This window comes from Streptomyces sp. NPDC028907 (genome assembly GCF_055564995.1).
This window is the reverse complement of record NZ_JBVHVE010000009.1, coordinates 1-25,290: the sequence shown is the minus strand read 5'-3', so window position 1 is coordinate 25,290 and position 25,290 is coordinate 1. Positions and strand designations below refer to the sequence as shown.

Sequence of the window (25,290 nt, the reverse complement as noted above, 5' to 3'; positions counted from 1 at the left end):
CGACTTCAAGAAGATCTCTCCGCCTCTGCCTGCGCGAATCTCGATCGGCCTGTTACGGCCATCCGCCCGACCGATTCGCCCTTCGACCAAGATGCGGACCATACGCGGGCCAGAGTTCAGTACTTGCCCTTCCTGGCACGTATGCGCACTGTTCAGAGCCCTATCAACTGTGGACCACCAGCAGACGAAGAACCTGCTGCCTCCACTCCGACTTGGCATCTCCAAGAGGCAGAACCAGGCTCACTCATCACTACGGCCATTTACACCTTGTCGGATTCCCATAAGACACCGGGCGAGTACCGAGTCCCTGCGCCAACGTGCAACTCCGCCACGCGCCAGCTCAGCCTCGTCCGGTGACCCCCAACCTGCAGTGACCGCTGTAGCGCCAAGAAGGCGCGACACGAGCCCCCACACGCGACCTGATGACGCGTCGGTAGAGTTAGCAAAGGGTTAGCAAGAGTCCTGCCACAGCTAGCCACAGACGGACAGATACCGGGATGCCACAGCACCGCACACCGGGCATGCAGCACCCCCAGCCGCCCTCCCCGACGCGATGGAAGGGCGGCAGACAACACAGGCGGTCGACTCGCCCATCCGTCGCCAACCAACCAGCCGTTTGCGCAGGTCAGCGAACTCTTCCTCGTGGCTTCAGAGGGGTCACCGGCAGCCCTGGGGCCGGCAGCGGAGCCCCGTCGTACCCCTTCACCTCCCCGAACCGCGCCCCTTCCATCCAGTCCCGACGAGCCTGCACGATCTCTTCCTGGGTCCGCCCGATCCAGTTCCAGAACATGATCAGCTCCTCCTCGAACGGCTCGCCGCCGAGAAGCATCAGACCGGCGTCCGAGTCGGCGCGCAGCGGGAGTTCGGTGCGGCCGCAGCCGAGGTAGAGCATGGAGCCGGGCAGGACCGGTACGCCGTCCACGTGGGCCTCGCCGGACATGGACAGGACGGCGTACTCGAAGTCCGGGTCCAGTGGGAGGCGTACGTCGGCGCCGTGGGTGAGGGAGAGGTCGGCGCCGACGAGCGGGGTGTACGTGGTGCCGGGCGAGGCGGCGCCGTCCAGGCCGCCCAGGATCAGCGTGGCCCGCAGGCCCGGCGCCGTGACGACCGGCAGCTCGGCGTGGTGTTCGAAGTGCGGGTCGGTGTGACGGTGGCTGTCCGGGAGGGCGACCCACAGCTGGGCGCCGTGCAGGAAGCGGGCGTGCGACTTCGGGCTCTCCTCGGAGTGGCTGATCGCGCGACCGGAGGTCATCAGGCCCAGTTCGCGCGGACGGATCGTCTGGAGGCTGCCCGTCGAGTCCCGGTGCAGCACCTCGCCCTCGTGCAGCCAGCTCACCGTCTGCAGGCCCATGTGCGGGTGCGGCGGCACCTGCATGCCGGGCTCGTCGGCGATGTCGTCGGGGCCGTAGTGATCGACGAAGCACCAGGCGCCGACCATGCGCCGGCCCAGGTTGGGCAGCAGGCGGCGGACTTCGGTGGATTCGCCGAGCTGGACCCGGCGAGGGCTGAGGAGTTCGCGTACGGGCTCTGCCACGACAAACCCGCGGCCGCCGCAGACGGCGGGCACCGCCTCGCGATCAAGATTGCTCATGCCGCCCAAACTAGCCCTGCCGGGGCCGCCACGTCAGTCCGTCACCCGGGGCTGTCTCGATGCGCACCGGAAAATAGTAGCCATGTATATAGTAGCCATGTACGGTATTCATCATGAGCAAGGGTTCCGAGAGCGCCTCACCCGGCTTCCTGGTGTGGCGCCTGTCGACGAAGTGGCGGGTCGCGGTCGACCGCGCCGTGGCCCCGCTGGGGCTCACCCACGCGCAATACGCGCTGGTGGCCTCGCTGTACGGCATGCAGCGCAGCGGAGAGCGCCCCAGTCAGCGGCGCCTCGCCGACCACACCGGGCTGGAACCGCTGTACGTCTCCAAGCTGGCGCGCGCCCTGGAGAGCGCCGGCCTCCTGGAGCGCAGCCGGGATCCCCGCGACCCGCGCGCGGTGCAGCTGGCGCTGACCGAGCCGGGCCGAGAGCGGACCCGGCAGGCGATCGAGGTCGTGCAAGGGCTGCTGGGGCAGTTGCTGGCGCCGCTCGGTGGCCTGGACAGCGCGCGTACCCGGGAGTTCCGGCGCGAGCTGGCCGCCTTGCTCGACGTGTCCCTCGACCCGTCCGCCTCTCTCGACCCGTCCGTCCCGGACGGCGGGTCCGACAAGGAGCAGTCATGACCACCACTACTCCCCCGCTCAACCCCCGCGTCATAGCCCTGGCCCACTACGCGAGCCGAGCGCTCCTGGAGAACGTGCTGGACCGCCATGGCGCGACCTTCCAGCAGTCCGTCACTCTCCGGCTCGTCGCCGTCGCCGACGAGCCGGTCGAGCGGGAGCAGCTCGTCGGCGGTGTCGTCGGCGCGCTCAAGATCGACGCGGTGGACGCGCACCGCGTGGTCGACGAGCTGATCACCGCCGGGGCGCTGGCCGCTCAGGGACCGTCCCTGGTGCGGATCACGGACGCCGGACGGGAGTTGTACGAGCGGACGTCCGCCGAGACCGCCCCGATCACCGCCCGGGTCTACGCCGGCATCCCCGCCGAGGACCTCGCTGTCGCCGGACGCGTGCTGAGCCTCATCACCGAGCGGGCCGACGCCGAGTTCGCGGCCCTGACCAAGTGACGGAACGCGAGCGGCCGAGCAGCCGTCAGCTCGCCTCCGCGGGCTTCCGCCGCCCCCTGCGATGGGCCACCTCGCCGAGGACCACGTCCACGACGACGAACGCGGCCAGTGAGATGCCGAGGAGCGGTACGAAGTAGCCGACCACGGCGACGACCGCCACCAGCGGGACCAGGATCTGCGGGGGCACCTGCTGCCAGGCACCGCGCGGTACGGGCCGGCCGAAGGCGGAGGCGCGGCCGCGCTGCCACCACATGCGGTAGCCCCACACGATCAGCACGATCAACGACAGCGCCAGCAGCATCAGGGCGATCTGGTTGACCAGGCCGAAGAGGACACCGGTGTGCAGGTCGATGCCCCAGCGGGTCAGCTTGGCGAGCACCGGGTAGTCCTCGAACCGCACCACGTCGGTGACCGCGCCCGTGGACGGGTCGATCGCTGCCGCGTCCTGCTTCGACGGCCAACTGCGCTGCACCTGACGCACCACGTACGCGGACGAGGAGTCGGTGGGCGGCACGATCTCCACGGGATCCCCCAGGCCCTCGACGCGCGCGGCCGCCAGGACCTTGTCGAGGCCGACGCCGTGCTCGCCGCTCCCGCCCGTGCCGACGGCGCCGCCGTGACCTCCGTGGTCGCCGCCGGCCGACGCCGAGACGGACGGGGTGGCCTGGCCGAGGGAGGTGCGCAGCTCGTCGATGTGGGCGCCGGCGTACGCGGACCAGGTCAGGCCCGTCGCGGAGAGGAAGAAGAAGCCGATCGCGGCCCAGACGCCGACGGTGCCGTGCAGACCCAGGGTGCGGCGGCGCCCGCTGGTGCCCCGCACCTTGCGCAGAGCGCGGCGGCGGGAGAACCACAGCACCAGGCCGCCGCCCGCGATCACCCAGAGCCAGCTGGCCGCCAACTCGCTGTAGAGGCGGCCGTTCTCGCCGAGGTGCAGGTCGCGGTGGAACTCGTCGATCCAGGTGCGCAGCGGCAGGGCGCCGGTCGAGCCGTACTGTTCGAGGGCGCCACGCACCTTCGCGGTGTACGGGTCGACGAACACGGCCAGTGTGTGGTCGGCGTCGACGCCCTTGACTCCGGACAGCATCACCCTGGTCGTCGCGCCGGCCTCCGGGGAGGGGCGTACGGCCGAGACCGTGCCCTCGGGGTGGGCCTCGCGTGCGGCGGCGACCTGCTGGGATATCGGCAGCTTCGCGTCGCCGACCGGGACGGTCAGCTCGTGGGAGTACAGGAGCTTCTCGGCCTGGAACGCCCCGGCGTACAGGAAGCCGGTGGCCGCGGCGACCAGCAGGAACGGCGCGACGAGCACCCCGGCGTAGAAGTGCAGACGCAGGACGAGCGGGCGCAGGGGTGCCCATCTGCGGGGCGACGCGGGGGCGTCGGGCTGCGTCGCCTCCTCCGGGGTGGTCGAGGGAGCGATCGACATCGGCTGGTTCTCCGGGGAGTGGGGAGCGGGGACGATTGTGTGCTGCAGCGGTCCAGTAGTCGGACGGAGCAGCCGTCGAGTTCCGGTCATCTCAAGTGACGTGCGTCACAAGGAAGTCCGGCGGTGGTGCGGGGGTCGTGGCATCCTGGCGCGATGGCACTCCCGAACGATCGCGCGCCCCTGGCCGAACAGGTCGAGCAACTCCTGTCCACCGAGGGCCCGTTGCCCATCGTGGCGGCCGGCGACCCGGTGCTCCGGCGCCGCACGGAGCCCTTCGACGGCCAGCTGGAGCCCGCGCTGCTGGCCCGCTTCGTCGAGGCCCTCCGGATCACGATGCACGCGGCGCCCGGCGTCGGTCTCGCCGCGCCGCAGGTCGGGGTGGGGCTGCGGATCGCGGTGATCGAGGACCCCGCGCCGGTGCCGGAGGAGGTACGGCTGGCTCGCGGACGGGTGCCGCTGCCGTTCCGGGTGCTGGTGAACCCGTCGTACGAAGCGGTGAGCGGCGAGCGTGCCGCGTTCTTCGAGGGCTGTCTGAGCGTCCCGGGCTATCAGGCGGTGGTGGCCCGGGCCGCCGAGGTGCGGCTGACCTGTGAGGACGAGCAGGGGCGCGCGGTCGACGAGGTCTTCACGGGGTGGCCCGCCCGGATCGTGCAGCACGAGACGGACCACCTCGACGGCATGCTCTACCTGGACCGCGCCGAACTGCGCTCCCTCTCCTCGAACCAGGCCATCGCCGAGTACTGGGCCCAGCCGGTACCGGACGAGGCGGCGAGGGCCCTCGGCTTCGATCTGTCGTGACCCGGCGTCCGGCCGCCCTGCCGGACGGCGCCGTCGATAAATCAGCGGCGCCCGACATGGCACCCTCGCTACCCTGACCGTATGTCGACGCCCCGAATTTCCTAGCTGAGGACCCGCTTCCACGCCACCCGTGTGTCCTCTTGCCTGTTCGGAGCGTCTTCTCATGATCACCGTCACTGGTGTCGACGTGCGCGTCGGCGCGCGTCTGCTGCTGTCCGGCATCTCCTTCCACATCTCCCCCGGCGACCGCATCGGCCTGGTCGGCCGCAACGGCGCCGGCAAGACCACCCTGTTGAACACCCTGGCGGGCACGCTGCCTCCGGCCGCCGGGACCGTCACCCGCACCGGCCAGATCGGCCATCTGCCCCAGGACTCCCGCGCGGCGGACCCGACGGTCACCGTCACCGACCGCATCCTGTCGGCGCGGGGCCTCGACCGGGCCGTACGCGCCCTGCGACGTGCCGAGGAGGCCATGGCCGACGGCACGCCTCGGGCGATGGACGCCTACGTGCGCGCCGAGGCCCGGTTCCAGGCCGCCGGAGGGTACGCCGCGCAGGCCGAGGCGGCTCGGGTGGCCGCCGGCCTCGGACTTCCCGCCCACCTGACGGACCAGCCGCTGGGCGCGCTGTCGGGCGGGCAGCGCCGCCGGGTGGAGCTGGCCCGGATCCTGTTCGCGGAACACGGCACCCTGCTGCTGGACGAGCCGACGAACCACCTGGACGCGGACTCGATCGCCTGGCTGCGCACATTTCTGACGAGCCATCACGCCGGGCTCGTGCTGATCAGCCACGACACGTCCCTGCTCGACGCCACGGTGAACCGGGTGTTCCACCTGGACCCGCGGCGCACCACGATCGACGTGCACAACACCGGCTGGAAGGCCTATCTCGTCCAGCGGGAGGCAGACGAGCGGCGGCGTACTCGCGAGCGGGCGAGCGCCGAGCGCAAGGCGGCGTCGCTGCGCGCCCAGGCCGAGAAGATGCGCGCCCGGGTGTCGACGGCCGTGGCCGCGCGGAACATGGACCGCCGCGCCGACCGCATGCTCGCCGCCCTCGAACCGGCCCGGCGCGCCGACAAGGTGGCCAGGATCCGGCTGCCCGAACCCCGGCCCTGCGGCCGGATACCGCTCGGCGCCGTCAGCCTGACCAAGTCGTACGGCGGGCATCAGGTCCTGCGGGGCGTCGACCTGGCGGTCGACCGGGGCAGCCGTATGGTCGTGCTCGGCCCCAACGGAGCGGGAAAGACGACCCTGTTGCGCATCCTCGCCGGGCAGGACGAGCCGGACAATGGCCGGGTGGTGCACGGACACGGGCTGCGGCTGGGCTACTTCGCCCAGGAACACGACACCCTGGACCCGGATCTGACGGTGGGCGCGCACCTGGCCGGCGCCGCGCCGCATCTCGGTCACGGCGAAGTACGGCGCGTGCTCGGCTCGTTCCTGTTCACCGGCGACGACGCCGACAAGCCCGTCGGTGCCCTGTCCGGCGGCGAGAAGACCCGTCTCGCGCTCGCGGGCCTGGTGCACTCGGGCGCGAACGTCCTTCTCCTGGACGAGCCGACCAACAACCTCGACCCGGCTTCCCGCGGCGAGGTCCTGGCCTCGGTGGGCACCTACCCCGGCGCGATCGTCATGGTCACCCATGACGCGGGTGCCGTCGCGGCGCTGCGACCGGACCGGGTGCTGCTGCTGCCGGAGGCCGACGAGGACCTGTGGGACGAGGAGTATCTGGACCTGGTCGCCTCCCCGCACCTGTGATGCCGCAGCGCGCGTAACCTTGTTCTCTCATTCGGGGAGGGGCACTTGAGCAAGGTCGTCTTCGTGCACGGCGTCGGCAAGCAGTATCTGAGCGAGGACTCCCTGGGACGGGACGTCGTGCCCGAACTCCTCGGCGGTGTACGCCTCGCGGGCGGTCCGGTGCCCGCCCCCGAGGAGGTCGGCGTCGCGTTCTACGGCGACCTGTTCCGCCCCAAGGGCATGCGCGCCGGGATCGAACCACCGTATGACGAGGGCGACATCGAGACCGACGAGGAGTTCGCCCTGCTGATGGCGTGGTGGGCGCAGGCGGCGCGCGTCGACCCCGGGGTGCCGGGACCGGACCAGGCCGGCACCCGTGGCCCGGTGGGCTGGGCCGGCTCGCGCGCTCTGCGGCTGAACACCGTGCGGGCCGCGCTGGACGCCCTCACCGGCGCCCGCTGTCTGCGGGGCGTCCTCGACCGGGCGCTGATCGGCAGCCTCAAGCAGCTGACCGGGTACCTCACGGACGACACCGTCCGGCGCGCGGCCCGGTCCAGGCTGGCCGCCCGCGTGAGCCCCGCGACGAGGGTCGTCGTCGCGCACTCGCTGGGTTCCGTCGTCGCCTACGAGACCCTCTGCGACCCCGCGCTGAACGGTGACTGGGACGTCCGCGCACTCGTCACGCTGGGGTCCCCGCTGGGCATGCGCGCGCTCGTCCTGGACCGGCTCGACCCCGCGGCCGAGCACGGGCGGGCGGTGTGGCCGAAGACTCTCCGGTCGTGGACCAACATCGCCGACGCCACGGACATCGTCTCCGTGGTGCGGGAACTCCGTCCCGCGTTCGGCGACCTGGTGACCGACGTGGCCGTGCACAACGGCAGCCATATGCACGACGCGACGCGCTATCTGACGGCGGTGGAGACCGGCCGTGCCATCGGGGCGGGGCTGCTGCCGGAGGCCGAGGCCGGATGAAGCGCTACGTCGTCGCGGCCGGCACGCGTCACTACCGGGAGGCCGCCGAACTCCCCTTGGCCCACGAGGATGTCGAACGGGCGGCGGAGCTGTTCACGTCGATGGGGTACGAACGCGTCCTGACCGACGTGTCCTACGACCCCGACTCCGAGTCCTTCGAGAACGCCCTGGCGGACTGGTGCGGCACCCCTGGACTGGACGCCGACGACGTCGTGGTCGTGTACTACGCCGGGCACGGGGACCGGTCGCCGGCCGGTCAGTACAGGTTGGCCGCGGCGGACAGCGAACCCGGGCGTCCGCGCTCGTGGTTGTCACTGCCGAACCTGGCCGAGATCCTGGCGACCTCGCCGGTCCGCAACGTCCTGTTCGTCGTGGACGCCTGTCACGCGGCGGCGGCCACGGCGGAGATCGGCACGATCACCGACACCATCGTCGCGGGCCGGGGGCGCGCCGACGCCTTCGGCGGGGGCACCTGGCTGCTGGCCTCGGCCCGCCACCGCGATCTGGCCGTGGACGGGGCCTTCGTCTCCGAACTGGCCAAGGCCTGCGCCCAAGGTGACGGCCCGTCACAGCGTCAACTGGCGCCCAGCACGCTCACCGAGCGGATCAACCGTGCGTTCGTGGCGGCGGGACTGGCCCAGCGCGCCGCGTGCTCGTCCGTCGACCAGTCCGAGCGGCCCCCGTTCTTCGGGAACCCCTTCTTCGAGCCGCACGCCGAGATCACGGGCGAGGGCCTGGCCGGCGGCGACGCGTCGGACGTCTCGTCGCATTTCGAGCCGCGCGGCCGTGGCGTGGAGCATGTGCACGATCCCGGTTCGTACTTCACCGGCCGTGAGCGGGCCCTGCGGGCCGCCCGGGCGCACCTCGACGCCACCGGACAGGGACGCGTCCTGGTGGTGACGGCCGACCCGGGCTCGGGCAAGTCCGCCGTACTGGGAAGGCTGGTGCTGGAGGGCTGCGCCGACGCCTCCGTCAACGCGCACCACCAGACGCTGGAGGCGCTGGTGGGCCGGATCGCGGCCGCGGCGGACGTCAGAGCCGCCACGCCGGTGGCCCTGTGCACGGCGCTCGCGGGCCGAGAACGACCGTTCCGGATCGTCGTCGACTCGCTGGACGAGGCCGGCTCGGCCGGTGACAAGGCGGAGGCCCGGCGCATCGCCTGGGAACTGCTGCGTCCGCTCGCCGCCGTGACCTGCGTCCGGCTCGTGGTCGGCTCCCGACGGGAACTGCTCCCCCATCTGGGCAGCCAGGTGCCGGTGGTCGACCTCGACGACAGCGCGTACGCGCGGGACACGGACACGGCCGAGTACGTGCGGAAGATCCTCGGCGACGCGGGGGCGCCGTACGAGCACTGCCCCGAGGTCGCCCGCCAGGTCGCGCACGAGGTGGCCCGCCGGGCCGGGCGGTGCTTCCTGGTCGCGCGGATGACGGCGAGCGCGTTGCTGCGGGGCTCGGTCGTCGACACCGCTGCGGCCGGCTGGGCCGAACAACTGCCCTCGGATGTGGGGGGCGCCTTCGAGGTCTACCTCCAGCGGTTGCCGCAGGAACGGCATGCGAAGACCATGGCGCTGCTCACCGCCGTCGCCTTCGGAGAGGGCAACGGCCTGCCGCGCAGGTTGTGGGTGCGGGTGGCGACGCGGTTGTCAGGCATCGCTCTCGTCCAGGCGGACGTCGATCTGCTGCTGGACGAGGACGGCTCCTACCTGGCGCAGGCGGAAGCGGACGGCACGAAGCACTTCCGGTTGTACCACCAGGAACTGACGGACCATCTCAAGTGGCGCGCACTGAACCACCGTGACCTGGCTGACCTTCAGGGCTGCTTTGTCGAGGCGCTGGGAGAACTCGTGCCCGAGCGGGACTGGTCGCGCGCCCATCCCTACGTTCGCGCGCATCTGGCGACACACGCGGCCGCCTCGGGAGAGCTGGACGACCTCATCGAGGACGCGTCCTTCGTCGTCCACGCCGAGCCGGCGACCCTGCTTCCGGCGGTGCGCCAGGCGCTGCGCCGTCCTACGCTCGCCATGGCCGTCGAACGGTACGCGTACCTCGTCACGGACACCAACGCCACTCTGGTCGACCGGCCGGCGCTGCTCGCGTTCGTCGCGGGGACGTACGGAGAGCACGCGGTCTCCCGGCAGGCTCAGGAGATGTCGGGTGTGCTGGAACGGATCCTCGTGGAGCCCCGTGAGATCACGCCGCACCGGGTCGTGGGGCGGCACGACGGGGACGCCTATGCGACACGCTCGTACATCCGGAACTGGAAGATCAAGCACGCGGTCCTGCCGGACGGCGGCCGGGTCGTGCTGGCGGCCCAGCCACTCGCCTCCCATGTACATGCCTGGCGCCTCGACAATCCGTCGCAGTCGACGATCCTGCCGCACGCCGCGGGCGTCGTCGGCCTCGCGTTGCTCGACGACGGCACCGGCAGGGCGCGGGCCGTCACCCTTGACGCCAAGGCCGACATCCGGATCTGGGACGTGGCGGACCAGACGCTGACGCACACGATTCCGAGCGGGGCCACGCTGCTCTTGGATGCCGGGTTCCGCGGCGACGGCACGCCCTTGCTCGTGTACGGGGACGCCGAACGCGTCATGGTGTGCACCCTGCCGCTCCTGGAGCCGCTCGTCGAGGTGACCTGCACGACGATCCCACAGGAGGGCCTCGACGAGGTCGGTCCGTCCGCCTGCCTCGCCCACTTCGAGAACGGACAGGTTCGCCTCCTGTTGTGTGACGGCGTTCGCGGCCGGGTCACCCTCCACTCTCTCGACGGGGACGGCGACGTCACCGTGCTGCTCGACGGCATGGCGCAGCCCGTCCTGGCCGATCACATCCGAGGCAGCAGAGGCACCGTCGCCGCGGTCTACGAGCCCCGCTCCAGCCTGACCCTGCTGCACCCCGGATCCGGGCGGACCGTACCCATCGGGTTCAGCGGTTTCTCGTGGCAGGAGAACGGCTTCGCGCTGGGCAGCGAGGAGTCTCCCGTGTTCGTGGCGCAGGACCGTGAAGATCTGCTCGTCGCGAGTCTCGACGCTCCGCCACAGCGGATCGCCGCCCGCGGCAAGCCGGGCGGCCATGCGAGCTTCATGGCGCCCGTCCTCCTGCCCCACGGGCTGTATGCGGCGACGGTCGGCTATGGAAGCCTCGTAAGGGTCATGGACTGCGCAACCGCGGAGGTTGAGGGCTCGCCACTGCACGGGCACGAAGGGGCGGTGTGCAGCCTGCAGTTGCTGCCCTCGTCAGGGGACGCGGGACCTGACATCCTCGCCATCGGCAACGACGGAACGGCAAGGCTGTGGCGGTGGGACGACCACAAGCGGCCCGGAGAGCCGCGGTCGCCCTTCGCGGAGTTGTCCGCCCCGGAGATCGAGGCGCTGGTCCCCTGGCCTCAGGACTCCGTCGGGGTCATCGCCGTGTCCGGCCGCGTCTGCCGATACGTCGCTCCAGCCCCTGATCCGGATCACGGCACGACGGTCTCTCTGGTCGACGGACTCAAAGCGGACGGGATCACCGAACAGAGGTGCTCCGTCGACCGTGCCGGAACCCTGCACCTGCTCCTGTGGGAGTACGCCCACCTCAGGAGGCCCGAGGACGGCCACTCGGACCTGCCGGACCGGCTCTCGTCCACGTCGTTCTCCTACCCGGTCTGGCACCGCATCTCTCCGGGAGGACGCGCCGAGGCCACCGAACTGACCGGGCTGCACGCTGACACCCGCTTCGAAGTACACGCGCATCTCCTGCCGCCGACCGACGCACATCCGCACACCCGGATCCTGGGGCTGGACGCCGTCCGAGGCCGCGTCGGACTCCTGGCCACACCCGACGCGGACTTGGACTGGACGGACCTGACCTGGCCACTCGATCCCGATGAGGACTGGGTCTGCTCGGCCGCGTTCACCACGCCGTCCGGAAGTACCGTACTCATGACCGGCGTTCGCGGAACACGGCTCCAGGAAGGCAGCGTGGGTGGCCGTCCTCCCCGGCTCTTTCTTGAGGATGACGGACCCCCCGCGGACGAAGCGCCACGCGCCGCAGACGGTCGACTGTGGGATGTCTCGACGCGTACACCCGGTCAGGGCACACCGGTGGAACTCCTCGACGACGTCTGGCTCCTGCGGCCTCACCACGCCGACGCGGGAACACGATGGGTTGCACAGCAGGGCCGGGACGGCACTACTGAGGTCATCGATCTGTCGACCGCCCGCCACCATGTCGTGCGGGGCCGCAGACCGGCCACGAACCCCGTTGGGTCCCCCTTCCGCACCCTCGTATCGGGCACCGACTACTTCATCCACTGGACCGAGTTGTCCGACGGCAGCGCCGTCCTGCTCCTCCTGGACCCCGAAGCCTCCGACGATGCCCACGCGGCCCCGGTCACCGTCTGGAACGCCGCCGACCCGGACTCCACGCGCCACCTCTCCGTCCCCGCCTGCCGCCTGCTCTGGACAGGCCGCGCCCCGAGCGGCGACGCCTTGGTGGCGGTCAGTGACGAGCACGGCGTGGCCCTGTGTCATCTGCCCAGCGGGGAGAAGGTGTGGTCAGCCCCGCTGCCCGCGCTCGTCACCTCGCTCACCGCCCTGCCCGCGAGCCCAGTGCTCGACCTCGCCGTCGGCACCCAGCAGGGCGTGGTCTTCCTGCGTCCGAGGCTGTCCCGGGCATGGCGGGACAGCCTCGGCTTCGGCTGAGCGGACCTCAGTTGTCGCGGTACGACTCCAGCAGCCGCAGCCACACCTCGCTGATCGTCGGATACGACGGGACGGCGTGCCACAGCCTGCTGATCGGCACCTGTCCGGCGACCGCGACGGTCGCCGAGTGGATGAGTTCGCCCACGCCGGGGCCGACGAAGGTGACGCCGAGGAGGATCTCGCGTTCCAGGTCGACGACCATGCGGGCGCGGCCGCGGTAGCCGTCGCCGTACAGGGAGGCGCCCGAGACCGAGGCGAGGTCGTAGTCGACGGCCCGGACGCGGTGGCCGGCCTGTTCCGCCTCGGCCAGGGAGAGTCCGACGGCAGCCGCCTCCGGGTCGGTGAACACGACCTGGGGGACGGCGGCGTGGTCGGCGGTGGCGGCGTGGGCACCCCAGGGGTCGGATTCCAGGAGGGGGACGCCGGAGGCGCGGGCCGCGATGGCCGCGCCCGCGATGCGGGCCTGGTACTTGCCCTGGTGGGTGAGGAGGGCGCGGTGGTTGACGTCGCCGACCGCGTACAGCCATCCGCTGCCGGTGACGCGGAGGCTGTCGTCGACCTCCAGCCAGGAGCCCGGCGCGAGGCCGACCGTGTCGAGGCCGATGTCGTCGGTGCGCGGGGCGCGGCCGGTCGCGAAGAGGATCTCGTCGGCCTCGATCCGGTCGCCGTGGTCGGTGACGACCACGACCGTGCCGTTCTCCCTGGTCACCGACTCGACCGAGGTGCCGGTGCGGACGTCGGCGCCGGCCTCGGTGAGGGCCTCGGCGACCAGTTCGCCGGCGAACGGCTCCATGCGGTTCAGCAGGCCCTTGCCGCGGACCAGGAGCGTGACCCGGGAGCCGAGGGCCTGATAGGCCGTGGCCATCTCGGTGGCGACCACTCCCCCGCCGACCACGACCAGCCGGCCGGGAACGGACTGGGCGCCGGTGGCCTCGCGGCTGGTCCACGGCTTGATCTCGGCGAGTCCGGGCAGGTCGGGCAGGACGGCCCGGCTGCCGGTGCAGACGGCGACGGCGTGCCGGGCGGTCAGCACCTGCCGTTCGCCGTCGGGGCCGGTCACCTCCAGGGTGCGGGGTCCGGTGAGGCGGCCGTGGCCGCGGTAGAGGTCGGCGCCGATGCCGGTGAGCCACTGGACCTGGCCGTCGTCGTGCCAGTCGGAGGTGAAGTCGTTGCGCCGGGCGAGGACAGCGGCGGCGTCGAGGGGGCCCTGTACGGCCTGGGCGAGGCCCGGCAGGCGGCGGGCGTCGGCCTGGGCGATGGCCGGGCGCAGCAGGGCCTTGCTGGGCATGCACGCCCAGTACGAGCACTCGCCGCCGACCAGTTCGCTCTCCACGACCGCGGTGGAGAGGCCGGCCGCACGGGTGCGGTCCGCGACGTTCTCCCCGACCGGCCCGGCCCCGAGCACCACGACGTCGTACGCGATGGAATCCGTTTCCGTCATGGGGTCAGTCTTACGGGTGGTGTGCGGCGTGGCCACACGGGTACGCGCGCGGAGATACGCCGGAATACGCGGTCGTACGGTCGTGTTGTCGCCGACGGCTTCGCCCCGACACCAGGAAGAGGGAATTCGCCATGAGCAGCACCGTGGAGCTCACCAAGGAGAACTTCGATGAGACGGTCACGGACAACGAGTTCGTCCTGATCGACTTCTGGGCGTCGTGGTGCGGGCCGTGCCGTCAGTTCGCCCCGGTCTACGAGAAGGCCGCCGAGGAGAACCCCGACCTCGTGTTCGGCAAGGTCGACACCGAGGCGCAGCCGGAACTGGCCCAGGCCTTCGGTATCCAGTCGATCCCCACGCTGATGATCGTCCGGGACCGTGTCGCCGTGTTCGCGCAGCCGGGTGCCCTGCCCGAGGCCGCCCTCACGGACGTCATCGGGCAGGCCCGGAAGCTGGACATGGACGAGGTCCACAAGGCCGTGGCCGCTCAGCAGGCGCAGGCCGAGCAGAACGGCCAGTAGGGCCGGGATCCGGAGGATCCTGAAGACCCTGGAGGTCCCGAAGGTCCGGAGGGTCTAGAACCCGAAGGTCCGGAGGGTCTAGAAGGGGTACGCCGCCACGTCGCCGCGCACCGTCGTCCAGCGCACGTCGGTGAACGCCTCCAGGTTGGACTCGCCGCCGAACCGGGCGCCGGTGCCGGAGGCGGCGATGCCGCCGAAGGGCGCGACGGCCTCGTCGTTGACGGTCTGGTCGTTGATGTGCACGATGCCGGTCGGGATCCGCTCGGCCAGGTCGAGGCCCCGGGCGGCGTCCCCGGTGACGATGCCCAGGGAGAGGCCGTAGGAGCTCGCGGCGGCGAGGACGGCGGCCTCGTCGGCGGTGGCGAAGGGGCGTACCGGCGCGACGGGGCCGAAGACCTCCTCGGCGTACGCGGGGGTCTGGTCGTCGACGCCGGCGAGCACGGTCGGCCGGTAGAACAGCTGCTCGTGGGTGCCGCCCGCGGCGAGCTTGGCGCCCCCGGACCGGCTGGCCTGCACCAGGCCGTGCACCTTGTCCAGCTGGCCGGAGTCGATGAGCGGGCCGAGGTGGACCTCGGCGCGGTGCGGGTCGCCGACGGCGAGGGAGTCGGCCTTGGCGGCGAGGCGTTCGACGTACTCCTCGTAGAGCGACTGGTGGACGAGATGGCGTCCGGTCGTCATGCAGATCTGGCCCTGGTGGAAGAAGGAGCCCCAGGCGGCCGTGGAGATCACCGCGTCGATGTCGGCGTCCTCCAGCACGATCAGGGCGGAGTTGCCGCCCAACTCCAGGTGCGCGCGCTTGAGATGGCGTCCGGCGGCCTCGCCGACGGCCCGGCCCGCGCCGGTGGACCCGGTGAAGGAGATGACCGGCACGCGCGGGTCGGCGACCAGTGCCTGCCCCGCTTCCGGGCCGCCCGGCAGGATGTGCAGCAGCCCCTCGGGTAGACCGGCCTCGGCGAAGATCGCCGCGAGGGCCAGGCCACCGCAGACCGCGGTGCGCGGGTCCGGCTTGAGGATCACCGCGTTGCCGAGCGCGAGGGCCGGGGCGACGGAGCGGATCGAGAGGATCAGCGGGGCGTTGAACGGGGCGATCACGCCGACGACACCGACGGGGACCCGGCGGGTGTAGGACAGGCGGGGCGCCTCGCTGGGCAGGATGTGTCCGGCCGGGCGGGAGGCGAGGGCGGCGGCCTCGTAGCACTCCTGGGCGGCGACGTGCAGCTCGAAGTCGGCCTTGCCGGGTATCGAACCGGACTCGCGGACGAGCCATTCGCGCAGCTCGTCGGCGTGCGCGGCGAACAGGTCACCGGCCTTGCGCAGCACCGCCGCCCGCACGAAGTGCGGGACGCGCGCCCACTCGGCCTGGGCGGCACGGGCGGCCTCGGCGGCCGGGGCGACGTCCTCGGCGCCGGCCAGGGTGAGGGTGCCGAGCGTGTCGCCGGTGGCGGGCTCGGTGACGGCGTACTCCTGTCCCGACAGGGAGCTGGACTGCCAGGCCTTCGGGTCGAGCAACGGCATTGCGACTCTCCGTTCGATCACCGGGTGGGACTCACAGGGGGAGCGGGAGTCCCGCGTAGTTCGCCGCCAGTTCGGCGGCCGCGTGACGGGATGCGGTGATGCGGCGCAGACGTGCGAGCTGCATCCGGTGGTCGAACGCATCCCCATCTGGTTGAGCGTGCAACATCTTAGTCATGTCATCCGAGAAACGGCTCGCCTGCCACACACGTTGAAGGCACAACTCGGAGTATCTGTCGAGAAGTTGTGTACTCCCCGTGCGGTGCAGCTCGACGAGGCCGCGGGCCAGGACCCGTACGTCGGACACGGCCAGGTTGAGGCCCTTGGCGCCCGTCGGCGGGACGATGTGGGCGGCGTCGCCGGCGAGCAGGAGCCGGCCGTGGCGCATCGGTTCGTGGACGTAGGCGCGCATCGTGGTCACCGACTTGGCGGTGATGGGTCCGCGGTTCAGGGTCCAGTCGGCGTCGATCGCGAAGCGGGCGGCGAGTTCGTCCCAGACCCGGTCGTCGGGCCAGTCGTCCGGGTCGGTGCCGTTGGGGACCTGGAGGTAGAGCCGGGAGACAGCCGGTGAGCGCATGCTGTGCAGGGCGAAGCCGCCATCGCCGCGCGCGTAGATCAACTCGTCGCAGGACGGCGGCACTTCGGCCAGCACGCCGAGCCAGGAGTACGGGTACTCGTGCCCGTACGAGCGGCCGGCCCCGACCGGGAAGGCGTCGCGGGAGACGCCGTGGAAGCCGTCGCAGCCGGTGACCCAGTCGCAGGTCAGCGTCTGCTCGCGGCCCTCGTGCCGGAACCGCACGACGGGCCGGTCGCTCTCCGGCTTCTCTACGGCCAGCGCCTCCGCCTCGAACAACAGCGGTGGGCCTTCGGCGAGTTGGAGCGCCACCAGGTCCTTGACGATCTCGGTCTGGGCGTAGATCGTCACCGTGCGGCCGCCGGTGAGACCCGGGAAGTCGATGTGGTGGCGTTCCCGGTCGAAGCGCAGCTCGACGCCCTGGTGGACCAGACCCTCGGCCGTCAGCCGCTCGGCGGCGCCGGCCTCGCGCAACGCGTGCACCGTGCCCTGCTCCAGCATCCCGGCCCGCTGCCGCTGCTCGACGTACTCCCGCGTCCGGGCCTCGAGGACCACGCAGTCGATGCCCGCGCGGTGCAGCAGCCGGGCGAGCAGCAGCCCGGCGGGACCCCCGCCGATGATGCCGACCGTCGTGCGCATGTCCACGCCTCCCTGGCTTCGACGGTACGTCGGCCGGACGCGCGCCGCCTCGGACGGCCGCGCCGCGCCTCAGCTGGACTCGCGGTGCACCACCGTCGCTCCCAGCACCTTGTGGGTCTCGGGTGCGGTGCCGGGGTCGCGCACCGCGCGGTCGACCAGCTCCGCGAGGTCGCGGCCGGACGGCAGTTCGATGTGGACGGTGCTCAGCCTGGGCCGCAGCAGGCGCCCGAGCATCAGGTCGTCGGCGCCGATGACGGCCGTGTCGGCGGGGACGCGGACGCCCTCGTCCTGCAGGGCGCGCATCAGCAGCATGGCGTACTCGTCGTTGTAGGCGAACACGGCGTCGAGGCCGAGGTCGGGCCAGCGGGCGGCGAGCCGGGCGGCGGACTCCTCCGTGTAGGCCAGCGGCAGCTCGGTCAGGGTGGCGTCGGTGCCGCGCAGGGCGCGGCGCACGCCTTCGAGGCGGGGCGCGGAGAAGGACTCCAGGCCGCACTCCTGCGGCACCACCACGCCGATCCGGCGCCGGCCGCGGTCGTACAGATGGCGGCCCGCGCAGTGCCCCACGGCCTCGTAGTCCATCAGCAGGGCATGGGCGCCCTCGACGGAGTCGGGGCCGAGCGAGACCACGGCCCGGGCGCCGGAGCGCTTGAGCACCGTCACGCCTTTCGGGCCGAGGCCGGAGCCGGACACCAGGACGGCGACGGGGCGCAGCTCGGCCCAGGCACGGGCGGCCTCGTCGCCCTGCAGACCGACGCTGCCGTGCTGTACGACGGTGTAGTCGAGGCGGCCGAGCGCCAGCTGGAGGTCGCTGAGGAAACGGCTGTAGAGCGGGCCGACGGGGAAGCTCGGGGCGGGCATGAGGACCATGCGGCTGTGCCCGGCGCGCAGGCTGCGGGCCGCCGCGTGCGGGACGTACCCGAGCTCCTTGGCGGCCTCGTGGACACGGCGGCGGGTGGGCTCGCTGATCCGGACGGCGCTGGTGTTGTTGAGGACGTAGGAGACGGTCGCGCGCGAGACGCCGGCCAGGCGGGCCACATCGGCGCTCGTCGGTACCGAGCGCTGTGCGGGCAGAGCGGGCGCGGGCGTTTTCGGTATCTGCACCATGACGTACGGCATCTTTGCAGAACCTGTGAACCTGGCTCGGGTTGGGTCCCCGCCCGCTCACGCCGCGGTGCGCGTCAGGCGCTCGACCAGGTCGAGCCAGCCCTTCTCCAGTCGCTCCATGGGCATCCCGCACTGCCTGGTCAGGTGGTTGATCAGAGCGGGGTCGAGGTACGCCAGGAGCGGCTGGGCGAGGAGGTCGCAGTCGGCGTCCGGCAGGATCTGGCGCAGCAGCATGGTGACGTGGGTGTGGAGCGCCCGGACCGAGGGGTGGGCGTAGCGGCGGGTGGGGTCCGGCTGGGCGGCGAGCTGAAGGTCCAGTTGCTCGGCGGAGCGGTACAGGACCGCCACGCCGAACGCGCGGAGCCGGTCGACCGGGGGCGCTCCGGGGCCCAGCGGCGGCGGGCCGCCGAGGAAGTCGGCCTGGAGCCCCCGCGCGGAGTGGTCCAGCAGCGCCGTGAGCAGACCGGTGCGGTCGCCGAAGCGGCGGAACACCGTGCCCTTGCCCACGCCGGCCTCCGCGGCCACGGCCTCCATGGTGACCCCGGCCGCGCCGTGCTCCGCGATCAGCCGGGCGGCGGCCTCCAGCAGCCGGGCCCGGTTGCGGGCCGCGTCGGCGCGCAGGCAGGGCGCGTCGGCGGCGGAACCGACCTCCAGCAGCTGTGGCTTGTCGACGGGCTCCGGTGGCGGTGGGAAGGGCGGCAGAACGGCGGACATGAGGCCAGCGTAAAGCATCGGGAATGAAACTGGACCGCGGTCCGGTTAAGGTGCTAGAAATTAAGCGGACCCCGGTCCGGATCGTCACGGCAGTGTTTCAGCATCTTGGAGTTCGCATGTCTGTTCGCATCCTCGCGCTCGTCGGCAGCCTTCGCGCCGGTTCGCACAACCGTCAGCTGGCCGAGGCGGCCGTCAAGCTCGCCCCCGAGGGCGCCGAGGTCGTGCTCTTCGAGGGCCTGGCCGAGATCCCCTTCTACAACGAGGACATCGACGTCGAGGGTGGCGTCCCGGCCACCGCCGCCAAGCTCCGCGAGGCCGCGCAGTCCGCCGACGCGTTCCTGCTCTTCTCCCCCGAGTACAACGGCACGATCCCGGCCGTGCTGAAGAACGCCATCGACTGGCTGTCCCGCCCGTACGGCTCCGGTGCCTTCGGCGGCAAGCCGGTCGCCGTGGTCGGTACCGCCTTCGGCCAGTACGGCGGCGTGTGGGCGCAGGACGAGACCCGCAAGGCCGTCGGCATCGCCGGCGGCAAGGTGCTGGAGGACGTCAAGCTGTCCATCCCCGGCTCCGTGACTCGTTTCGCCGAGACACACCCGGTCGACGACGCCGAGGTCGCCGCGCAGCTGACCGAGGTCATCGCGCGCGTCCACGGGCACGCGGGCGAGGCCGTCGCGGCCTGACTGGACGCGAGTCCCTCAGCAGGGGCCGGAGCCGAGCGCTCCGGCCCCTGCTCGTGCGTCGGGCCGACCCTGTCGCCCCACTTGTCAGGCCACCGCCGTCGGCGCCAGCTCCCGCAGCTCGCGCAGCGCCGCCGCCACCGCCGGACGCTCCCGGCAGCCCCGGCGGGTGCAGGTGAGGATCTTGCGGTGCGGGTCGCCCGCACAGCGCACCCGGGTGATCGGCAGATGCGGCATCAGCTGGGCCAGCCTCGGGACCAGGGCGACGCCGAGCCGGTGGGCGACCAGGTGGGCGATGACGTTCCAGTCCAGAGCGTGATGGATCACGTCGGGGGTGAACCCGGCCGCTCCGCACGCCGACATCACACGAGGCCGGCAGGGGCTGTCCGGCACCGGCGCGATCCAGTCCTCGTGCGCCGCCTCCGCGAGGTCGATCCTCCCGCGACCGGCCAGCGGATGGTCGTCGGGGACGACGAGGTCGTAGGGGTCGTCCAGCAGCGGCTGCTGGTCGAAGCGCGCGTCGCCGAGCGGCGGGTTGTACGGCGTGACCTCCACGACGGCCAGGTCGGCCTCCCCCTCGAAGAGCTGGTCGAAGCTCTCCGGCACACCCGTCTCCCGGATCCGTACGGTCAGCCGCGGATGCTTTTCCCGCAGCCGTACGGCCATCGGCGCGAGCAGTACCGGCACGGACATCGGGAAGCCGCTGACGCGCAGTTGCCCGGCGGGTGCGCTGTACTCGGCGCGCAGGTCGAGCTCGGCCTCCTCCCAGCGCTCCGCGATCGCGTCGGCGTGTGCGAGCAGACTCTCGGCGGCCGCGGTCAGACGTACCCCGCGGCCCTGCGGTTCGAGGAGGTCGACGCCCAGGTCGCGGGCCAGCTGGCGGATCTGCTGGGAGGCGGCGGACGGGGTGAAGTGCAGGGCGCGGGCGGCCGCGGTGACCGTGCCGTAGTGCGCCACGGCCCTCAGTACGTGCAGTCGGCGCAGATCAATCATGAAGTCAACGCTTCAAGGTGACGTCCGGAAAGTCAACCTGGACGTGTACGAAGCTGCACCGCACCCTTGATTGTGTCGCGACGGTCGAACAACCCGACGAGCCCCCCGATCGACGTACGAGGAGTCGCCATGACCAGCATGACCGGTACCGTCTGCCCGCACTGCGGGTGGCCCGACGGCGCCGAGCCCTACCAGGTGGTGTCCCGGCACGGCACGGCGGCGGGCAGCACGGTGTGGACGCGGTGCGCCTGCGGCTCGCTCCAGGTCCGCAGCGTGGACGCCCGCGGGATGCGGGTCGTCTCGCGCAGCCGGCCCTCCGCGACGCACACCGGCAGGGCGGCCGACTCGCCCTGCCGGTGACCGTGACCGTGACCGTCCGGATCAGTCGAGCCCGGCCAGGCGGCGCACGGCCGGAGCGGCGAAGTTCTCGATGAACGCCGCCGGTTCGCCCGTGCCCGGGCCGAGGATCACGGTGTCGATGCCGAGGCCGGTGTAGCCCGCGACGTCCCGGGTGAAGGCGTCGAGATCGCCCGTGCCGACCGCCTCACCCGTGTACACGACCGTCCTGCGGATCTCGTCGTAGTCGCGGCCCTCTGTGTCGCAGTGGCCGCGCAGGACATCCAGCTTGTGGCGGACCTCGTCCGGCGAGGTGGCGAACAGGTTGCAGGCGTCGGCGTACCGGGCGACCAGGCGCAGCGTCTTCTTCTCCCCACCCCCGCCGATCATGATCTCGGGGTGCGGGGCACTGATCGGCGCCGGCACGCAGAGCGTCTCGGCCAGCCGGTAGTGCTTGCCCTCGAAGGGGCCGTTCGCCCCCGGGTCCCACATCCGCAGGCAGATCCGCAGGGTCTCCTCCAGTCGCTCGAACCGCTCGGCGACCGACGGGAACGGCACACCGAGGCCCTCGTACTCCCGCCCGTACCAGGCGGCACCGATCCCGAGGGTGGCCCGGCCGCCGGACAGCACGTCGAGCGACGTGGCGATCTTGGCGAGCAGGCCGGGGTGGCGGTAGGTCACGCCGGTGACCAGGGCTCCGAGTCGGACCGTGGAGGTGTGGGCGGCGAGGTAGCCGAGGGTCGTGTAGGCCTCCAGCATGGGGTCCTCGGCGCGGTCGTTGAACTCCATCTGGAAGTAGTGGTCCATCACCGACAGCCAACTCACCCCGGCCGCCTCGGCCGCGGCACCCGCGGCAGCGAGCTCGGCCCCGAGCACCTGGCCCCCTCCGGGGTGGTCGAACCGATTGATGTGCACGCCGACCCGCATGTCCCGTCTCCGTTCACCGGACCTTCAACGACCCTGGCGACGCTAGGTCTTCGAGCGTTCTCGAAGTCAAGGGGACGGCGAGTCGCCCACTACGCCACGCCTTCCGTCTCTGCCTGCTCCTGCTTCCTCGAAGCGCGCAGGCTCGTCAACGTCGTGACGGCCAGGACGAGCACGATGAAGCCGAGGGAGAAGGGGATGCTGATCTCGGGGACGTGGACGCCGGACTCGTGCAGGGCGTGCAGGACGAGTTTGACGCCGATGAAGCCGAGGATGATCGACAGGCCGTAGCTGAGGTGGACCAGCTTCTTGAGGAGACCGCCGATGAGGAAGTACAGCTGCCTGAGGCCCATCAACGCGAAGGCGTTGGCGGTGAAGACGATGTACGGGTCCTGGGTGAGCCCGTAGATGGCGGGGATGGAGTCGAGGGCGAAGAGGACGTCGGTGGAGCCGATCGCGAGCATCACGACGAGCATCGGCGTCATGATCCGCTTGCCGTTCTCGGTGATGAACAGCTTGGTGCCGTGGTACCGGTCGGCCACGCCGAACCGCTCCTCCGCCATCTTCAGCAGCTTGTTCTCCTGGTACTCCTCCTCGTGCTCCTCCTTGCGGGCGTCCTGGATCAGCTTCCAGGCCGTCCAGATCAGGAAGGCGCCGAAGAGGTAGAACACCCAGGAGAACGCCGAGATGATCGCCGCACCCGCCGCGATGAACCCGGCGCGCAGCACCAGCGCCACGATCACGCCGACCATGAGGACCCGCTGCTGGTACTGCGAGGGCACCGCGAACCTCGCCATGATCAGGACGAAGACGAAGAGGTTGTCGACGCTGAGCGACTTCTCGGTGATGTAGCCGGCGAAGAACTCGCCCGTGGGCCCGCCTCCGCCGTAGAAGTAGAGCCCGACGCCGAACAGACAGGCCAGCACGACCCAGACGATGGTCCACGTCCCCGCTTCCCGGAGGGAGACGTCGTGGGGTTTGCGACCGATGAAGAAGTCCACGGCGACGAGCGCGCACAGGGCGACGACGGTCAGCGACCAGACGGAGAGGGAGACGTTCACGGGTGATACTCCTGATGCAGGTGGGGCCCGGCCAGCGTCGTCGCCACCGGCCCTCCGTTCCACCCACGGCAGGTGAACAAACGGTCATGTCCTGGCAAGCTCCTGGTCACGAACCGGCCACCCGCCGGACGGCGGGCAGGTTCCGCCGGACGGCGGCCCCCCGGCCGGGGCCGGTGCGCGGATCATGAGCGCAGAGCCGCCGGGCACTCGCGTGCCCCTGTGTGAGGAGAACCCATGACCCAGGCCCCGCCGCCCCCGTTCGATCCCGAGCTCGCCGCCGCGCTGGAGCTCATCAAGGACGTGATCTCCCCCGGCCTGACGATGGACGAGATAGCCGATGTCCGTCAGGGTGCGGGCATCCAGATGCTGGCCGAGCTGGATCTGACCCTGGACGGGTTCTTCGAGGTCGAGGACCGTGCCGTGCCGGGCCCCGAGGGGGCACCCGAGATCTCCCTGCTGATCTGCCGGCCGGCCGGGCCCGCGCAGGCGGACCCGCGGCCCGTGATCTACCACGTGCACGGCGGCGGCATGGTCATCGGCAACAACCGCGTCGGTGTCGACGCCGCCCTGGCCTGGGCGAAGGAGCTGGACGCGGTCGTGGTGTCCGTGGAGTACCGGCTCGCGCCCGAGCACCCGCACCCGGCGCCGATCGAGGACGTGTACGCCGGCCTGGAGTGGACGGCGAAGAACGCCGCCGAGCTGGGCGCCGACCCGCAGCGGATCGTCGTCGCCGGGGCGAGCGCCGGCGGCGGGCTGTCCGCTGCGCTGGCCCTGCTCACCCGGGACCGCGGCGGCCCTCAGCTGATCGGCCAGCTGCTGATGTGCCCGATGCTGGACGACCGCAACGACAGCCCGTCCACGTACCAGATGGCGGGCCTCGGCATCTGGGACCGTACGGCGAACGAGACGGGCTGGACGGCGTTGCTCGGCGATCTCCGTGGCGGACCCGACGTCCCGGCGTACGCGGCGCCCGCCCGGGCCGAGGACCTGTCGGGGCTGCCCCCGGCCTTCCTGGACGTGGGCTCCGCGGAGACCTTCCGTGACGAGGTTGTCGCCTATGCGTCCCGGATCTGGCAGGCGGGCGGGGTGGCCGAGCTGCATGTGTGGCCCGGCGGCTTCCACGGCTTCGACGGGTTCGCTCCGCAGGCGGCGCTGTCGCAGGCCTGTCGGGCGGCACATGTGGAGTGGCTGCGGCGGTTGCTGAGCCGGTGACGGAGGGCAGCCGCCCTGCCCGGCGTTTCACGAGCAAGTGGCGCCGACAGCCCCGGTCCTTGACGGCGTACCGCACCATTGACCTATGAAAGAGCTGGCCGGACGTCTCACCGCGCTGGATCCGGATGCCGGGGACGCCGTGCGCGTCATCGCCTACTTCGACCGGCTCTCCGAGGGCCGGGCCGGGCTGGAGGCGCTGGTGCGCGGTGCCGCCGTGCTGGCCGGGGTACCGGCGCGGCTGGTGGACGCGGAGCGGCGGGTGCAGGTGCGGGTCGAGGCCGACGGGACCCGGCGGGAGAACGACCTGGCGCCCGACCCCGGCTGGCCGTACACGGCGTTGACGCCGGGCGGCGCTCCCGCGCTGTGGCTGGAGCGGGCCCATGCGGCGCGGCCCAGCGTCGTGGACGCGGTGATCCTGGAGCGGGCCGCCGGTGCCGTACGGCTCGTTCTCGACCGGACGCGCGGGCGGGCGCCGGCCGACGATCCGGCGCTCGTCGAGACCGCCCTCGACGCCACGGCCCCGCAGGCGGCACGGTTGCACGCGGCCCGTCGGCTGGGGCTCGACCCCGCCGCACCGGCCCGCGTCCTCGCCCCGCTCGACGGCCGCCCCCGCATCGCCCCCGCACAGGGAGACCCCGAACCGCTGGTCGGCCGCGTGGGGGTGGGCCCCGTCGTGCCCGTGCTCGATCTGCCGCGCTCCTGGGAGCAGGCCCGCGTCGCACTCCGGTTCACCGCCGAGGGCACCGCGCGGGACCCCGGCCCCGGTGTCGTGCACGCCGACGAACTGGGCGACGTCGCTCTCCTCGCCCATCTCGTCGCACCGGGCGCCGAACCGCCGCCCGACGTACGGGCCCTGGAGGCCGCCGCGGCAGCCGCGCCCTGGCTGCTCACCACGCTGCACGCCGTCGCCACGACGGTGAGCCTGCGGGCGGCGGCGTCCGAGATCAACGTCCACCACTCCACACTCCAGGAACGTCTCGCCCACGCCGAACACCTGCTGGGCTGGCCGCTGCGCACTCCGCAAGGCCGGTTCAGGCTGAGTCTGGCCCTGGCGATGCGGCATCTGGTGCGGAACCAGGGAGAGCGGTAGACCGGAAGGCGGGCTTCGGTAAGAAGCAACTACTTGCGGACGCGCCATACATGCCATAGCCGTATATTTCGCGGATGGCCTATCCTGGATGTCACATCACATCGGGACGAAGGACACCGGCGCCATGACCGCCACGGACCCCGCGCTCACCGCCCTCGCGCAGGGCTGGTGCGCTCTCTCCCTGCTGCACGGGAGGATCGAGGCGCACATCGAGCGCGCCCTCCAGGC

21 protein-coding genes and 1 pseudogene are annotated in these 25,290 nt (G+C 71.8%); 12 read left to right on the top strand and 10 right to left on the bottom strand.

Going from position 1 to position 25,290, the window contains the following annotated elements:
* Positions 1-625: 625 nt before the first annotated feature.
* Positions 626-1,591, bottom strand: coding sequence for a pirin family protein (locus tag ACZ4UU_RS26660; RefSeq protein ID WP_471905886.1), 966 nt, complete (start codon positions 1,589-1,591; stop codon positions 626-628).
* 113 nt (positions 1,592-1,704) lie between these two features.
* Here ACZ4UU_RS26660 and ACZ4UU_RS26655 point away from each other — a divergent pair, with 113 nt between their 5' ends.
* Together ACZ4UU_RS26655 and ACZ4UU_RS26650 are read left to right on the top strand one after the other, a co-directional pair.
* Positions 1,705-2,214: a MarR family winged helix-turn-helix transcriptional regulator gene (locus tag ACZ4UU_RS26655; RefSeq protein ID WP_471905885.1), complete on the top strand. Its 510-nt coding sequence runs from the start codon at positions 1,705-1,707 to the stop codon at positions 2,212-2,214.
* Positions 2,211-2,657, top strand: coding sequence for a MarR family transcriptional regulator (locus ACZ4UU_RS26650; protein WP_471905884.1), 447 nt, complete (start codon positions 2,211-2,213; stop codon positions 2,655-2,657). Before ACZ4UU_RS26655 ends, ACZ4UU_RS26650 begins: the two co-directional genes overlap by 4 nt.
* Before the next feature lie 25 nt (positions 2,658-2,682).
* On the opposite strand, the gene ACZ4UU_RS26645 is transcribed toward ACZ4UU_RS26650, so the two are convergent.
* Positions 2,683-4,080, bottom strand: a complete 1,398-nt coding sequence (locus ACZ4UU_RS26645; protein ID WP_471905883.1) for a PepSY-associated TM helix domain-containing protein — start codon at positions 4,078-4,080, stop codon at positions 2,683-2,685.
* Positions 4,081-4,233: 153 nt separating this feature from the next.
* Between ACZ4UU_RS26645 and ACZ4UU_RS26640 the strand changes: the two genes are divergently transcribed.
* The 4 genes from ACZ4UU_RS26640 to ACZ4UU_RS26625 all read left to right on the top strand — a co-directional run bounded on the left by ACZ4UU_RS26640 (position 4,234) and on the right by ACZ4UU_RS26625 (position 12,267).
* Positions 4,234-4,878, top strand: a complete 645-nt coding sequence (locus tag ACZ4UU_RS26640) for a peptide deformylase (RefSeq protein WP_471905882.1) — start codon at positions 4,234-4,236, stop codon at positions 4,876-4,878.
* A gap of 163 nt (positions 4,879-5,041) precedes the next feature.
* Positions 5,042-6,634: an ABC-F family ATP-binding cassette domain-containing protein gene (locus ACZ4UU_RS26635; protein ID WP_471905881.1), complete on the top strand. Its 1,593-nt coding sequence runs from the start codon at positions 5,042-5,044 to the stop codon at positions 6,632-6,634.
* Positions 6,635-6,679: 45 nt separating this feature from the next.
* Positions 6,680-7,585 (top strand): antibiotic ABC transporter ATP-binding protein, encoded by a 906-nt coding sequence (locus ACZ4UU_RS26630; protein ID WP_471905880.1) that lies wholly within the window; start codon positions 6,680-6,682, stop codon positions 7,583-7,585.
* A complete protein-coding gene (locus ACZ4UU_RS26625) occupies positions 7,582-12,267 on the top strand; it encodes a caspase family protein (protein ID WP_471905879.1) in 4,686 nt (1,561 codons plus the stop codon). Before ACZ4UU_RS26630 ends, ACZ4UU_RS26625 begins: the two co-directional genes overlap by 4 nt.
* 7 nt (positions 12,268-12,274) lie before the next feature.
* On the opposite strand, the gene ACZ4UU_RS26620 is transcribed toward ACZ4UU_RS26625, so the two are convergent.
* Positions 12,275-13,708 carry a dihydrolipoyl dehydrogenase family protein gene (locus ACZ4UU_RS26620; RefSeq protein ID WP_471905878.1) on the bottom strand — a complete coding sequence of 478 codons (1,434 nt, stop codon included), beginning with the start codon at positions 13,706-13,708 and terminating at the stop codon, positions 12,275-12,277.
* Between the two features lie 131 nt (positions 13,709-13,839).
* On the opposite strand from ACZ4UU_RS26620, the gene trxA reads away from it, so the two are divergent.
* A complete protein-coding gene (trxA, locus tag ACZ4UU_RS26615) occupies positions 13,840-14,226 on the top strand; it encodes a thioredoxin (RefSeq protein ID WP_062715917.1) in 387 nt (128 codons plus the stop codon).
* A gap of 78 nt (positions 14,227-14,304) precedes the next feature.
* Here trxA and ACZ4UU_RS26610 read toward each other — a convergent pair whose 3' ends face one another.
* From ACZ4UU_RS26610 to ACZ4UU_RS26595, 4 genes are all read right to left on the bottom strand, one after another.
* Positions 14,305-15,741, bottom strand: coding sequence for an aldehyde dehydrogenase family protein (locus ACZ4UU_RS26610; RefSeq protein ID WP_471905877.1), 1,437 nt, complete (start codon positions 15,739-15,741; stop codon positions 14,305-14,307).
* Between the two features lie 31 nt (positions 15,742-15,772).
* The gene (locus ACZ4UU_RS26605; protein WP_471905876.1) at positions 15,773-16,951 is read right to left on the bottom strand and encodes a 4-hydroxybenzoate 3-monooxygenase; all 1,179 of its coding nucleotides are present in this window, start codon (positions 16,949-16,951) and stop codon (positions 15,773-15,775) included.
* 69 nt (positions 16,952-17,020) lie between these two features.
* Positions 17,021-18,067: a LacI family DNA-binding transcriptional regulator gene (locus tag ACZ4UU_RS26600; protein WP_471905875.1), complete on the bottom strand. Its 1,047-nt coding sequence runs from the start codon at positions 18,065-18,067 to the stop codon at positions 17,021-17,023.
* A gap of 45 nt (positions 18,068-18,112) precedes the next feature.
* Entirely contained in the window at positions 18,113-18,787 is a 675-nt protein-coding gene (locus ACZ4UU_RS26595) for a TetR/AcrR family transcriptional regulator (RefSeq protein WP_471905874.1), read from the bottom strand.
* Between the two features lie 98 nt (positions 18,788-18,885).
* Here ACZ4UU_RS26595 and ACZ4UU_RS26590 point away from each other — a divergent pair, with 98 nt between their 5' ends.
* Positions 18,886-19,449, top strand: a complete 564-nt coding sequence (locus ACZ4UU_RS26590) for an NADPH-dependent FMN reductase (RefSeq protein WP_471905873.1) — start codon at positions 18,886-18,888, stop codon at positions 19,447-19,449.
* 84 nt (positions 19,450-19,533) lie between these two features.
* Here ACZ4UU_RS26590 and ACZ4UU_RS26585 read toward each other — a convergent pair whose 3' ends face one another.
* On the bottom strand, positions 19,534-20,439 hold the full coding sequence (locus ACZ4UU_RS26585; protein WP_471905872.1) for a LysR family transcriptional regulator: 906 nt from the start codon (positions 20,437-20,439) through the stop codon (positions 19,534-19,536).
* A 129-nt stretch (positions 20,440-20,568) separates the two neighbouring features.
* On the opposite strand from ACZ4UU_RS26585, the gene ACZ4UU_RS26580 reads away from it, so the two are divergent.
* Positions 20,569-20,799 (top strand): hypothetical protein, encoded by a 231-nt coding sequence (locus tag ACZ4UU_RS26580; RefSeq protein WP_471905871.1) that lies wholly within the window; start codon positions 20,569-20,571, stop codon positions 20,797-20,799.
* 21 nt (positions 20,800-20,820) lie between these two features.
* On the opposite strand, the gene ACZ4UU_RS26575 is transcribed toward ACZ4UU_RS26580, so the two are convergent.
* Together ACZ4UU_RS26575 and ACZ4UU_RS26570 are read right to left on the bottom strand one after the other, a co-directional pair.
* The gene (locus ACZ4UU_RS26575; protein ID WP_471905870.1) at positions 20,821-21,702 is read right to left on the bottom strand and encodes an LLM class F420-dependent oxidoreductase; all 882 of its coding nucleotides are present in this window, start codon (positions 21,700-21,702) and stop codon (positions 20,821-20,823) included.
* Positions 21,703-21,791: 89 nt separating this feature from the next.
* A complete protein-coding gene (locus ACZ4UU_RS26570) occupies positions 21,792-22,760 on the bottom strand; it encodes a TerC family protein (RefSeq protein WP_471905869.1) in 969 nt (322 codons plus the stop codon).
* A gap of 234 nt (positions 22,761-22,994) precedes the next feature.
* Between ACZ4UU_RS26570 and ACZ4UU_RS26565 the strand changes: the two genes are divergently transcribed.
* The 3 genes and pseudogenes from ACZ4UU_RS26565 to ACZ4UU_RS26555 form a co-directional block, all read left to right on the top strand.
* Positions 22,995-23,972, top strand: coding sequence for an alpha/beta hydrolase (locus tag ACZ4UU_RS26565; RefSeq protein ID WP_471905868.1), 978 nt, complete (start codon positions 22,995-22,997; stop codon positions 23,970-23,972).
* 85 nt (positions 23,973-24,057) lie between these two features.
* The gene (locus ACZ4UU_RS26560) at positions 24,058-25,062 is read left to right on the top strand and encodes a helix-turn-helix domain-containing protein (RefSeq protein WP_471905867.1); all 1,005 of its coding nucleotides are present in this window, start codon (positions 24,058-24,060) and stop codon (positions 25,060-25,062) included.
* 124 nt (positions 25,063-25,186) lie between these two features.
* Positions 25,187-25,290: pseudogene (locus ACZ4UU_RS26555) on the top strand (MarR family transcriptional regulator); the annotation flags it as partial.

What these genes read in the sequence shown, in the direction of transcription:
- ACZ4UU_RS26620 (WP_471905878.1), bottom strand. Translation starts at nt 13,708, where the DNA reads ATGACGGAAACGGATTCCATCGCGTACGACGTCGTGGTGCTCGGGGCC.
- ACZ4UU_RS26610 (WP_471905877.1), bottom strand. Translation starts at nt 15,741, where the DNA reads ATGCCGTTGCTCGACCCGAAGGCCTGGCAGTCCAGCTCCCTGTCGGGA.
- ACZ4UU_RS26655 (WP_471905885.1), top strand. Translation starts at nt 1,705, where the DNA reads ATGAGCAAGGGTTCCGAGAGCGCCTCACCCGGCTTCCTGGTGTGGCGC.
- ACZ4UU_RS26585 (WP_471905872.1), bottom strand. Translation starts at nt 20,439, where the DNA reads ATGATTGATCTGCGCCGACTGCACGTACTGAGGGCCGTGGCGCACTAC.
- ACZ4UU_RS26590 (WP_471905873.1), top strand. Translation starts at nt 18,886, where the DNA reads ATGTCTGTTCGCATCCTCGCGCTCGTCGGCAGCCTTCGCGCCGGTTCG.
- ACZ4UU_RS26640 (WP_471905882.1), top strand. Translation starts at nt 4,234, where the DNA reads ATGGCACTCCCGAACGATCGCGCGCCCCTGGCCGAACAGGTCGAGCAA.
- ACZ4UU_RS26560 (WP_471905867.1), top strand. Translation starts at nt 24,058, where the DNA reads ATGAAAGAGCTGGCCGGACGTCTCACCGCGCTGGATCCGGATGCCGGG.
- ACZ4UU_RS26635 (WP_471905881.1), top strand. Translation starts at nt 5,042, where the DNA reads ATGATCACCGTCACTGGTGTCGACGTGCGCGTCGGCGCGCGTCTGCTG.
- ACZ4UU_RS26565 (WP_471905868.1), top strand. Translation starts at nt 22,995, where the DNA reads ATGACCCAGGCCCCGCCGCCCCCGTTCGATCCCGAGCTCGCCGCCGCG.
- ACZ4UU_RS26650 (WP_471905884.1), top strand. Translation starts at nt 2,211, where the DNA reads ATGACCACCACTACTCCCCCGCTCAACCCCCGCGTCATAGCCCTGGCC.
- ACZ4UU_RS26625 (WP_471905879.1), top strand. Translation starts at nt 7,582, where the DNA reads ATGAAGCGCTACGTCGTCGCGGCCGGCACGCGTCACTACCGGGAGGCC.
- trxA (WP_062715917.1), top strand. Translation starts at nt 13,840, where the DNA reads ATGAGCAGCACCGTGGAGCTCACCAAGGAGAACTTCGATGAGACGGTC.
- ACZ4UU_RS26600 (WP_471905875.1), bottom strand. Translation starts at nt 18,067, where the DNA reads ATGCCGTACGTCATGGTGCAGATACCGAAAACGCCCGCGCCCGCTCTG.
- ACZ4UU_RS26575 (WP_471905870.1), bottom strand. Translation starts at nt 21,702, where the DNA reads ATGCGGGTCGGCGTGCACATCAATCGGTTCGACCACCCCGGAGGGGGC.
- ACZ4UU_RS26605 (WP_471905876.1), bottom strand. Translation starts at nt 16,951, where the DNA reads ATGCGCACGACGGTCGGCATCATCGGCGGGGGTCCCGCCGGGCTGCTG.
- ACZ4UU_RS26645 (WP_471905883.1), bottom strand. Translation starts at nt 4,080, where the DNA reads ATGTCGATCGCTCCCTCGACCACCCCGGAGGAGGCGACGCAGCCCGAC.
- ACZ4UU_RS26580 (WP_471905871.1), top strand. Translation starts at nt 20,569, where the DNA reads ATGACCAGCATGACCGGTACCGTCTGCCCGCACTGCGGGTGGCCCGAC.
- ACZ4UU_RS26595 (WP_471905874.1), bottom strand. Translation starts at nt 18,787, where the DNA reads ATGCTTTACGCTGGCCTCATGTCCGCCGTTCTGCCGCCCTTCCCACCG.
- ACZ4UU_RS26660 (WP_471905886.1), bottom strand. Translation starts at nt 1,591, where the DNA reads ATGAGCAATCTTGATCGCGAGGCGGTGCCCGCCGTCTGCGGCGGCCGC.